Origin of the sequence: Weizmannia sp. WK01 (assembly GCF_025905465.1) — a bacterium.
Taxonomy (GTDB): Bacteria; Bacillota; Bacilli; order Bacillales; family Bacillaceae_C; genus Weizmannia; species Weizmannia faecalis.
The window spans coordinates 199,694-211,426 of the sequence record NZ_CP109616.1; the positions used below are offsets into that span (position 1 = coordinate 199,694).

At 45.3% G+C, this 11,733-nt stretch carries 11 protein-coding genes; 10 read left to right on the forward strand and 1 reads right to left on the reverse strand.

From position 1 onward, the window contains the following. Window positions 1-264 precede the first annotated feature (264 nt). The gene (locus OF158_RS01025; protein WP_264302937.1) at window positions 265-426 is read right to left on the reverse strand and encodes a hypothetical protein; all 162 of its coding nucleotides are present in this window, start codon (window positions 424-426) and stop codon (window positions 265-267) included. Window positions 427-7,468: 7,042 nt separating this feature from the next. On the opposite strand from OF158_RS01025, the gene OF158_RS01030 reads away from it, so the two are divergent. The 10 genes from OF158_RS01030 to OF158_RS01075 all read left to right on the forward strand — a co-directional run bounded on the left by OF158_RS01030 (window position 7,469) and on the right by OF158_RS01075 (window position 11,698). Next, a complete protein-coding gene (locus tag OF158_RS01030; RefSeq protein ID WP_264302938.1) occupies window positions 7,469-7,747 on the forward strand; it encodes a hypothetical protein in 279 nt (92 codons plus the stop codon). A gap of 391 nt (window positions 7,748-8,138) precedes the next feature. Continuing rightward, on the forward strand, window positions 8,139-8,372 hold the full coding sequence (locus OF158_RS01035) for a hypothetical protein (RefSeq protein WP_264302939.1): 234 nt from the start codon (window positions 8,139-8,141) through the stop codon (window positions 8,370-8,372). A 12-nt stretch (window positions 8,373-8,384) separates the two neighbouring features. Further along, window positions 8,385-8,555, forward strand: coding sequence for a hypothetical protein (locus OF158_RS01040; protein WP_155375943.1), 171 nt, complete (start codon window positions 8,385-8,387; stop codon window positions 8,553-8,555). A 1-nt stretch (window position 8,556) separates the two neighbouring features. After that, window positions 8,557-8,973: a head-tail connector protein gene (locus OF158_RS01045; RefSeq protein WP_264302940.1), complete on the forward strand. Its 417-nt coding sequence runs from the start codon at window positions 8,557-8,559 to the stop codon at window positions 8,971-8,973. 149 nt (window positions 8,974-9,122) lie between these two features. Next, window positions 9,123-9,320 carry a hypothetical protein gene (locus tag OF158_RS01050; protein ID WP_264302941.1) on the forward strand — a complete coding sequence of 66 codons (198 nt, stop codon included), beginning with the start codon at window positions 9,123-9,125 and terminating at the stop codon, window positions 9,318-9,320. Between the two features lie 10 nt (window positions 9,321-9,330). Next, complete coding sequence (locus tag OF158_RS01055) at window positions 9,331-9,726, forward strand: HK97 gp10 family phage protein (RefSeq protein WP_225621012.1); 396 nt, start codon at window positions 9,331-9,333, stop codon at window positions 9,724-9,726. Between the two features lie 12 nt (window positions 9,727-9,738). Continuing rightward, window positions 9,739-10,098, forward strand: coding sequence for a hypothetical protein (locus OF158_RS01060; protein ID WP_035182846.1), 360 nt, complete (start codon window positions 9,739-9,741; stop codon window positions 10,096-10,098). A 91-nt stretch (window positions 10,099-10,189) separates the two neighbouring features. Continuing rightward, the gene (locus tag OF158_RS01065; RefSeq protein WP_264302942.1) at window positions 10,190-10,924 is read left to right on the forward strand and encodes a hypothetical protein; all 735 of its coding nucleotides are present in this window, start codon (window positions 10,190-10,192) and stop codon (window positions 10,922-10,924) included. A 13-nt stretch (window positions 10,925-10,937) separates the two neighbouring features. Then, window positions 10,938-11,342 carry a hypothetical protein gene (locus OF158_RS01070; protein WP_035182840.1) on the forward strand — a complete coding sequence of 135 codons (405 nt, stop codon included), beginning with the start codon at window positions 10,938-10,940 and terminating at the stop codon, window positions 11,340-11,342. A 62-nt stretch (window positions 11,343-11,404) separates the two neighbouring features. Then, window positions 11,405-11,698, forward strand: coding sequence for a hypothetical protein (locus OF158_RS01075; protein ID WP_142743400.1), 294 nt, complete (start codon window positions 11,405-11,407; stop codon window positions 11,696-11,698). The last annotated feature ends 35 nt before the right edge of the window (window positions 11,699-11,733 follow it).

Below are 11,733 nucleotides of genomic sequence, written 5' to 3' on the forward strand. Positions count from 1 at the left end.
TGGAAATAAGCCGTTGTCTTCTTCGTTTTGCGTGACCGAACATAAATACTTCCTAACTAGAGTGCATGCCCGTGGTAACGCCCCCTCACTATTTAGTAACTTTTTTGTATTTAAAAAATACTTACAAAACATACAAAGACCACGACGTAAACTTCTTTAACAACTTAATGGTCGACTAAATTGACTACTTCTTCAACTCCTTCTTAAATTTCTTACCTAAACCTTATTGGAACTACAAATGGCTCTTTATTTTCTAATCAAGCGTCAATCTGGTATAACACGTATCTTCTTTCCACTACTTAAACTTTTATTTAGCATCTGCCTTTTCTCGTTAATTTTTCCGTCTTTCTCTTTACCTTTATGAGCTTCTAACCTTCCTTGCACACAATGACCAGCCACCAAGTAATTCTTTTCTGTCTCTGCCATTTATAATGCCTCAACGTATAAAGCTAATTAACCGGACAGTGATCCGTCTAACTGCACCTTTTTTATTTATAACGATGACCTTGTTGGTCCCGTGACTAATTAGCGATAATACCGCCAATAAGCCACGGAAAAAATAAAACATTTTTCCCCACACCTACTACTTCGGTCTATAATTCCTTGTCGAATCCCTCACCTTTGTCGTCGTGGCCCTTCGTTGGCCGATGCCGTTCTTTTTCTTTGCGGCCGTCTTCCGTCTTTTCCCTTTTAGTCTCGCAAATTCGCTTGCACTCTATTTTCTGGAATACCCTATAATGCTCGGACATAAATTCGCGCCATTTCCGCCTCGTACCTCCTTACCTTCTACTTATTTTTTCTCTAAAGTCGACGAAATTTCCTGATGGTAACCTACTAATTACTTTAAGTTTCTGTCGCGTTTTACAACCTTTTAGTTCACCCCCCCTTAGAATGTCGAGTTATACCACTTCTCAGCCGATACGGTTTTCGCTTTCCTCACTTATCGCTAGGCTAGAAAGCGCTTCACTAGGCGGCACTCTTTTTTAGCTTTACCTAACGGTCCTAACTTTTCTTTCACGACAAATAGGTCCTCGTATAACTGACACACGTCCCTCTTTCCCTTTCCCGTCAAAACCTTACAAACGAACTACCTTACTCACACTAACGCTATTCGGCCGTATACCCGAATAGACTTGCCTTATAAATATTCGATGCTCTTTTATATTAACTTTACTACTACGTTTTACGTCCTTTACGTCTTTTACGTCTCTAACGTACTTCAAAAAACGAAGATTAAAAAAAGACATGTTACCCTCCGTCCTTGCCGCGCCGTCCAACCAGCACGGTGACAAGCAACTTTTGGAGTAAAGTGGAACGTCACTTGTTATGTTCTTTCGTGAGTCATGCCTAGCAAAGCCCACGAAAAAATAAAACACAGATTTTTTATAAGCCTCCACCCCCTCACTACACTCTACCGTTTTCCATTTATGGTTCTTACCAACTGCGGACTTCGAATTGTGAGGATCTTCCGACCGATCTCTTCCGGAATGACTACTTGTTTATCGGGTATTATACTCATAGAGTGCAAGTTGCAATTTACTTACCTTTTTCTTCATAGGCCTGTAAAGCCTGCGGAATTTTTTCCCGTTCCTCCAACAACTAGAGGTCCAACTTTTACGAAACGACTTTGCTCGTAATCCGATACTTATGTGACTCTTTTTATACTTTGTCACCTTTACAGTCTCCTTCTTATAATACGCACGGTTTTTCGACGTCATTCGGCAAAGTTTAATCTTGTAGGCCTTCGTTGAAAACTCCTTTAAGTTCGACAGCTCAATCCACAAGGTGCGATATTTGGGCAAAACTGTCTTCTTTTTTGTTTTCTCCAGCGAGGGCTACAGTGCCGGGTTTAGAAAACCGAGTTCTTGGCCTCCGGCCTATTTACCGCACTATTTGTCCTATAACTCGTATCGCCTAGGTAATTTTTACTTTAACTATACAGGCCAGACAGGGAGCTCCTCAACTCTGCTGAACGATTTCTGCTAGTGAGGATTCTATGCCTTTCGGTAACGTGTCGTTCGGTTTTCCCTCAACCGGTCCGCAAGGATAGCACTAATGCAACTTATACAGGTGGTGCCGGTAATGTCCGTAAAATCCGTATGACTTAACTAAACACTTGTAGACGTCGGCTAGCGTCTGCCGCTTGTCGTAAAATAGTACTAGCTTTACGGGGGCGCCGTGCCCTTCAGGTACTGCCACTGCCTTTGCAAGGGCAGAATAAAATAACCGTTTTTGGGACTATTTGCCCAATATTGGCGTCGTATAAGTCTACCTAATCGTTGTTTCAAACCCGCCCATTTGGCCTTATTCAAGTTACTCAAACGAGGACTTTAAAAGCCACACGTTAATAGACTTAGATTACGACGATGTTTTCTGACCCCGCAAAGCCCCGTATTGCCGCCGTACTAAAGTTGGCCATAGCCACCGAGTTAGTGGCCGGTCCCGCGGCTGAATTACTAGTAACTACTGGGCTAGTTCTTGTACTTTCTTCGTGTCAGGGTTAACTAGGCGCTATTGTAGACCCTACTTACCCTTCGCTGTGACAGTTGGGCAAACGTACTACCGCGGTCGCATTAACAGTAATACTGATCTACCGTGCTTCTACTAGAATAGCCGGCCGAAAATCGGTCCTCGGGGGCCTTTACCCTTGCCGACTCCGACGGTCGCTAACGTCTCCTACTTTTGCTAGACGAACCGGCCCTTTAACCGCTTCGAGAAACGGGACTTGAGCCAAACTACTCGTTACCCGTCTTCTTTTCTTTTGACTTCACCCCAGGGCCTGTACCCGCCGTGAAATAGTCGTTTCCGGTAGGGGTCGGCCGCCGCCATAGAAGTTTGCATTTACCACCTTTAAGATGCATGGCCTATAAGTCTGTGCCTTGTTCGACTTGGACCCGCTTCTACATCGCTAAAACGGCCGCGCCAAACTACTGTTAACGGTTAGAACCCTGACATGAAAGTTTCGTTGTCTGTTTTCACTGAAACAACGACCGGTACAAACCCGTGCTCTTTTTCGTTTGAAGATAAACGACCTGGCACTCGTACTGGCAGAACTAAAAGGTTTATGCTAGTCTCGTTATTTCGCATGCAGTAGGTTTACCGGTGTCTAGTTACGTTTCATGTAACTCCTGTTCCGTTTACCGAGTCGTCAGTAAGTCAGCGAAGTTTTACTCTAACAACCATAGTAAGGTCAGCTTGGGCTCCCGCCCTTCCTTCGGTCCCGCTTGCGACAAAGAGGTAACCAACTCCGCCCTTTGCAAATGGATGGCGTAGGTCGCACCGCGGGTACCCAATTACTAGACTAACTCCTTCGTTGTCGGAAGGGTTTACCCCGGGTACTACTACTGCACCTGCGATACTGCGTCCGGTAGTTAGTTTACTTATTCGGCTTTCTCAAATGCTCTTATTACGGCGGCTAGAAACCACCGTATATTCCCCCCACTCTTGTTAGTCATAAGAACTATCAAAGGCTCGGACCGTCTTATTCTCTTTACGTTTCTCTATAGAATCGTCACAGGCAAGCCGTTAGTTATCGGTCGACTGCCCGCCGGCCCTCTGTGACCTATTTACCCTCGCTGTCAAATCCACCATACTGCCGTAATAAGCGGCCCTTGTCGATGCGAGATTTTTGCATTACCTGAGTAATTTTTAGTAAGCTCTGTAGTTGGGCCTACGTTCGTACCGTTAGACCTTGAAGGACGCCGAGAGGTTGGTCCCGGTACTCGACCTTACGAATTTCGGTTGTCCGTCAGGCCTATTTGTCCCCAACCTAATAAATTTATCGGATCGGCGCTCTCATCCCTCCGACATGCCGCCGCCACGCCTAGTTAACTAGTTACACGAATTAAATTGTCCTATATGTGTCCCTCGGTAACGCGAGCTTCAGCTTGACTTACTCGTCGACTTACTACAACAGCTAAAAGTACGACACCTGGGCCGATGCGATCTAAAAGCCTTCTTATTTCTGTGTCCTCTTTAGCTTAACCAAGTCTTTGTCGACCTACCGTGTATGTCCCAGTACTTAGGTTTAGTTCATAAGATAGTTGGAAAACTAGGCCTGTAACCCCTAGGTATGCCGGCGTCAGGTTATAACGGCCACGACGTCTAGCAAAAGAAGGTCCACCTTCACGACTTTCTAAACTTCCGTCAGCGGGTGGTAGTCCCCGTACGGGCCAAACTATAAAGGCAGTACCTCCTTAGTTAAAATTTTTTGTAGGGCGGCGTCCACCGGCGTGTCCCACTCCTACGCCATGCTTGCAAACAATTTTTTATGTAGCCACTGTAACTCTTTCGCAAGTTTGTCAACTTCGGCCTGCTATTAAAAAAAGTGTGCCTATCGCACTTCCACCTGTACCGGCCCCCGTGCGTTCCATTCTCGTACCTACGATGCCGCGAATAATTACACTATTTGGTCGTTCACCAGTGTAGTGAATTTGTTGACGGTTAGGACAACCCGGCATTGCTCCCATGGTGCCTTTGCGTACCTAGGTAAGTCACCGTTTAAATACACCGTCCCTATCTTTCGTAGGTCGCACCGCAGTTCGCGTATTACCTCGCACGTATATTGCAACGAAACGTCCACGTCCCTGCCGTCTCATGGCGTGCCGACTGCAAATTGTTCTAAGCTTGTTGGCTATCCGTCCGTCTCCGATGTCGCCGGCGGTGGCTTTGGTTATGTGAATAATGGGTCCAATTAGTTCCCACCCAATGTTTACTACTCCGCCGGTACGTCCGCCAGCCGTATTCCGACAATCACTCGGTCATATAGCCAACAGACGCGGCCGACTTTGGCTTCCTCTACTCCTTTGTTTGCTAAGGGCTCGACGGGCTAATGAATTTTTTTTCATGGAAATTGCGCCCGATGACTTCTACTTATACAGTTCCCACACCTTCGTGTTACCCGTTCACTGTAACGTTTCCTTTGCTCGTTTCGTTGTCTACTAAAGGTACCGAAAAACGTTCTTCTTTACCTATAGTAACAACTTTTAAATTTTTTGCGTGGCCTTTACGGTTGTTCTAACAACCAACTTTACATGAGAGCTCGTCTATAGTTGCTTGGCTAATTTCGTAAGTAGCTAACCCAGTTTTTCATATAAAACTTTAGCTTTCTGGCGTTCCTTTCGACCCATCTATTTGATGAGCTAACCAACTTTGCATATTCGTGTTTTTGGCCACTTTAGTGCGATCGCCTCAATTGGTGCCTATAACTTAAATTACTGTTCCTACTCTTTGACGAGGCCCGTGACGTCCTTGCTAGAAATGCGGTCCGACTTGAATAGGTCCCGCAATGGCTACTCCTACAGTATTTCTGAAACACCCTACAACAGTACCTACTTTTTATGTGGTAGGTCTTCCGATGTCGACGAAACGTCCTCAGAAAACGTAAGTCGTTCAGGTCTCGTGTCTGTTATCGTTCTTGTCTTTAAAACCCTCGTCGTGCGTGGCCTGTCAAATACCTGCTGAGGTTAGGCCTTTACCATTAACCCTTTTGAACCGCCTCACGAGTGCTGTCGTTCTGGTCCGTGCGAGTACGACGTCGACTGCCGGTTTGCAATTTAAACTGGTTTGTAAATATCACCCACCACTCCTTAACTACAAGGGCCTATGCTGGTACCGCGGTCACGATTCTTGCACTAAGTCACGGCCACGAAGATGTGTTCCATGACTTTCCGCTCCTTCTATGCAACCTTCTTGACTACTTTCCCCACTAATTACCCACTTCTTCGTCTTTAGAATGTAAAGGGCCAGGCAACCGCGGCTAACGGGGTCATGTCTAAGTCTAGACCTTTTCTAGTTGTCTAATTGCAACTTGGTAATCGAAGGCTTCTATAAAAATGTAAAAGCCATAAACAAGTTTGCTGTTATACCTAAAGAATATGAGCCTACCTAGGTTTGTGTTGCAATTTTTTGATACAACTCCTAGAAGCCAGGCCACATCGGGACGTCCTTCCGGTGTTGTAAACCTAATTAGGTATGCCTGCGTCGATACTACCAGTTTACTCCGTTTAAGTCAAGCACAAAAACCATGTAACAGGCATTATACTACGACTTACCGTTATTGTGACTACTATACTATGCCCGGTAAGTTTCGCATAACACTTTCTATACAGACAGAAACCGCCTCTATATAGGTTATATAAACAAGTCAGCTACCTGTTCTGAATATACTATGTGGCATAACCGGCCCTCTGGCCCCAGGCCTGCCCTCTGTCATAAGAAAACCTAATTCTTACGTTCTAATTCTCTTCATAGTTGGCAAATATTTCCTAGAACAGGTCCACGAATATAACTATTCCGTCCCGTATGCGTGTTGTTCCACTTAACCTAGGATTTTTTTACGTTGTTAATCTTGCCGCGATGTTGTAGTCCGACCTACTACCCTTCGCAGCAAAAATATACGGTTTTGGTTTCCCCCTTTTGTCACACCCTAATAACCTACTTCAATCTTGTCGATAAGCGCTTTTGTTTTAACTTTTCGCACGGCAAATACTACATAACCGTCGTCTTCCCCTTTGAAAGGCCGTTGGCCTACTGTAACGGTAAGCCTTACTCGAGCCACTCGTTCGGTGGCATCTTCCGCACGCACGCAATTTTTTTCTTCGTCTCGTTCCCGCCCGTATACAACGGCTAAACTAACTGGTCCGCCACGTTTCGGCCCATGCCCGGGTCCCACTGTTCAAATTACGTCTACGGATGTTTGTTTACGACCGTGCCAGGCCTCTATAACCGAAATAGTTTCTGCTTTAGTTAAGGATAGTCCTTTACTGTTTTCTGGCCAAATGCGGACCCGCGGTTTGGTTAGGCCTACTGGGCCCTCGTGCGCCGCGACTACCGCCGCTATGGCTTCTACATCACCAAAGTCTTATAAAGTTCCCTCTACTTATTACGGTATATAATTCTGTCCGCCGCATAACGGCCTACTAATACCTACGAGATAATGTCATAAACGTTCAGTTCGGTGTTGTCTACGCGGTTAATTCCGTCCCTGCGATAATTTTAAACTATGGTCACGTGGTATGTGCCGGCACTTTACACGCCTACCCCTACGATAAGTTTACCACCGTTTCGTACTACATGTTTCGGGTCTTGTCGGTGAACCGCATATAAACCTTGGATACAAACGCATTACAAACTTCCGGATTCTGGTACTCTTGCCATTGGTGATTCCGGTCGTGGCAGATGGTAATGGCGGGGTTTAAAAATGCAGATGCCGCAAATGGTACGTTTGTTTGCTCAAGTAAATTCTGACGGCACGGTAGAAGTATTCGAATAAGGGGAGGAATGCAGAATGAAAAAGATTAAAAACAAGCGTGGCGAAATCGTCGAGCTGAAAACAGGATCGGAGTTGCGCGCTGAGATGAAAAATATTGCTTGATAGACAAACGCCTGGCTGTGTCGGCTGATTCTCGTGTAAAAAGGGAACAGCTCTTTTTTATATCGGTCATATCTTGACCAAAATGCGGTAACAGTGAGAGATGTAGCCGGGCATTTGGCTATTGACATCATCGGTATGGAGCAGGTCCGTACTTTATACGAGAACGACATCACGAAACCACTTTTCAATACGATCGTTGAAGATGGGATCCCGTATTGGATATGCAAAACAGGACGTGCTGCTCAATTGGTTGCCAAAACGGTGCCAATCGAGCAGCAAACCTACCAATGGGAGTACATCGATGATGTCCGGACATGGTTGAGCTGGACTTTTCGTATGTTGGCCAGGCCGCCCCAATCCCGACCGCGGTGATCAAGATCGTGGGAATCGCATTATGCGCGTATTTAAGCGCGCGCTGGGGTAGAAATCACGGACGAAAGCGCGCAGCATGATATTGATATGCTTGCTTTACTTGTACAACTGCGCGGCCAACGTTTAGGCCGAACAGATGAATACAGGGCTGTCGAACGGCTGCGGAATGGCTACTTTTGATGATGGAGCAGATGCGGCCCCAACACGCGGCGTGAAAACGGCAAACGAATTAAATTGACGGATGCCTGGTATGCAGCCCAATACATGCAGGACAAAGTCCGGTGTACACCGAAAGTCGCTGTTATGAATCTTAAAACTGCTGAAATGTGGGCAAGCCAATATAGAGGATGCCGGAAACCGTATCTTCGTACTAGAGGTCCGCACGGCGATTATGCCGGACTTTATTAATGCAGCCCCGTTCGTATCAGATCAAATGCCGGATAACCGAATTATGCTGGTTGATACCGACTATGCGCTTGTAAACTACCAATACAAGCCACTGAGCGTTGAAACTGACCGCAATGTGAAAACACAGGTAGAAGGCAGCTATGCAACTGTAACGGACGAATATGTTCCATTCCAGAAAAATGCCCGCCTAATCTTGACACTGGATCAAGCACGATAAGGAGTGGTCTAAATGGCAGAAGCAAAACAAAAAGCTAAAAAATATAAATTAAAAGACCCATCCACACAGTATGCGGAAGGGTCTTTTACTTTGTCTGGGAAACAGGAAAAAGAGTTGCCAGAACAGCCGTCACATCAACTCTTAAGACGCATCAAAGCCGGCTTTATTGTCGAGGCGAAATGACATGTACGCCACGGTAGATGACGTGAAAAAACGGTCTGCTTTTGCAGAGGTGAAAGCTTTGCCGGATGTAGACATCGACTCCTATCTTTTCAGGGCGGCGCGGTGGATATATTACTCTACGAAAGTAGATTACTCTGAAACGGCAGATCCCGGCATCTTGGAAGATTTAAAGACAGCATCCATCCATCTAGTAGATTTGTTGTGGTACCAGGATAACGTGGATGTGAAAGAAGCAGGCATGGCGAATCTGCAAAGTGAGAGAATTGGATCCTATTCCTACACTGCAATGGAAAAGGCAGCACCTGGGGGAAAAACTGGTATTACCGAATTGGACATGATTTTAGATGGGCTAAAGCCAACGCTTACCGGTTCGGCTTTTTCAATGTATCAGGGCCGGGTGATTATCAATGAGATTTGAAAGCTTATTAATCCATCGGTGCACACTTGTAAAACATGTCCTTATTGGCAAAGACGACTACAATCAGGATATCTATGAGGATGTCCTGGTTGAAAACGTCCCCTGCCGAGTTGACCAGGTGAAAAAGTTTGTTTCCCGGGATGATAACGGTGAAAACTATATCACTCAAAATGTCTTATTTTACCGGCTTCACGCAGGCACTGAACAATGATATGAGAGTGCGTGACATTAAAGACAAGCAGGGCAATATGGTTCTGGCCGGTGAATATACGCTCGAGAGTGCACAGCCGGTCTATGGTCGCGTCAGGCTCCATCACTACGAAGCAACTTTGAAAGGAAGTGAGTAGCTTGGGGGACATGAATTTTAATTTGAAGATAGACAAGAAAACAGCAAAATATTTTCAGAAGACAATGCCACACAAGTTGACGGAAGCGAAAAACCGCGCCGTTGAAGCAATGGGAAAGGTGTGGGCAGACGAAACGAAAGAATTAACTAGAAACGAAGGCCATATACAAACCGGTCTTTATGTCAATTCAATTGGATATAACACTGGTTCTCCTGCTTCTGATGGCGATGTTATTCATAAAATTGTTGATAAAAATGGGAAAACAATTCTTGAAACAGGTTCAAATGTCGCATATGCAGGATATTTGGAAAAGAAATATAACCTTATGGCCCGTGGACTTGATATATCAAGTGAACGGATGCAAAAGGTTGCAAAAACGCAAATCAAAGATACGCTGTTCGGATAGGGGGAGAACTAAATGATCGACTACGTGGATCCGGTTCCTCCTGTCCTAAAGTTTTTCGGGGTATACATGCCGGATGTTCCAACGTACGGTAATTCCATTCCCGCAACAGCTAAGCTACCCGTTCTGCTCGTTAGAAATGCGGGGGGTAGCGATTATACCAGATTACAGTTATTAGCCCGTGCTGACAGTCCTGTGCAGGCCACACAGGTACTTATTAGGGCAATGAATACATTAGAGCGATATGCCGGCAATATTCAGGGGCTAGCCGTTACTTGGTGCCAACATGAAAGCTCTCCAATCGCGGATATGGACGAGGATACCGGTAAGCCAGAAGCATGGTGTTATATGAAATTAAAAAATATCGAAGCATAGGAGGAAATGGCATGGCAAATTTTCAAAGATTAATAGCAAACAGGCGTCCATTTATGGCGGCCCCGGCCGGCTGCTTGTGGCCCCGTTTGGAATGGCACGTCCAGAAAAGTTGTCTGATATCATCGACTTAACGACATATGAAGCAAAAGACGGATGGAAGGATCTTGGAGCGACCAACGATGGTATTGCTGTTTCTCGCGGATTTAAAGCTGACGACATCGAGGTTGACCAATCCACCGAACCGGTTGACCAAGTCATTACCGGGTTTACTAGCTCACTTTCTACCAAACTTGCGGAGCCAACGATTGACAACCGTCAACTAACTTGGATCGGCAGCCAAATCACAGATGTTCCGCCTGTGTTGGGTTCACCTACTACGCTATCAAATCCTGTTGCTGCTGGAGCTACAGTGCTGACCGTTGCTGCAGTTACCGGATTTACAGCTAATGGATACTTAAAACTTGGTGACGAAGTGAAAAAGATTGCTGCAGTAGATGCTGCAAATACAAAGATCACTTTAAAAGATCCTCTGACAGCAGATCACGAAGCTGGTGCAGAAGTATCACCAGTAACAGAATTGGGCTATAAAAAAATGAGTTACGGTGCACCTTCTGAGGTTCCAGCATTTATGGTTGCCTTGTTATCGCTCAAAAAAGACGGCACATTATATGGCATTGTTTTTTACAATTGCAAAGTAAGTGGGGACGACTCGGAAACTACCTTTGAAAAAGGGCAAAGATTATTACCTCTGCAGATGAATGCCCACACAGTAGACGATCTGCCGGAAGATCAAAATGTCATGATTGAATTTGAACAGGTGATCTAAGGGGGAAAATTAAATGGCAAAGAAAACAATTGAATCGTTGGATTTAGAACCAAAAATCATTGGATCCGTTGAGCTTAGTGACGGATCCTCTTTTAATATTCCGAAGCTGACTAACAAAAGACTGCTGCAGGCCGCCCGGTTTTTAGTAACGGACGGCATGGAAATTTATTCGGCTATTGGCGAAAACCTGGATAATATGTCCGAGGCAGCACTTGTTGTGCAGGCACTTGATGGGTTAGAAGACGAACAAATTATGAAGCTACTCACAATTATGTTTGATGTCCCAGCTGAGGAAGCACTGGAAATGAGTCCAATTGATACGATCTTAATTGTTACAAAATATCTGGAATTAGTAGATTTTAAAAAGGCTTTTACGGCGGTCCGGAAGCTGACGCAGATGTTCAAACCAGCAGCGTAAATTCCGGACAGGAAAATTCATTCTTTGACGATATAGAAATCTTTTTTCAAAACATGGTTGAAATGCTAGAAGTTGTCTCTTCACACTTCGGGTACACGGAAGAATACGTGCTTGACAGGACGCTACCGTGGCTGAAAAGAAAGTACCAGCAGGCCAGCAGAGAAAAGTATGAACAACGGCAGATCATGAGTGAGGAAACCATGCGGGGCGTTCTGGCCGCGGTAACTAACCTATTTGGCGGGAAAAATGTCGAAAAGATTTTGTTGCCGGCATATGAAGAGGAGACGAACGAAAATATAAAATCCACCGATGAATGGGTCACTACACAGTGGTGGAAACCAAAGCCTGCGAGTTAGGCTTTTTTATTTTGTTTTAGACGGGAGGTGGAACT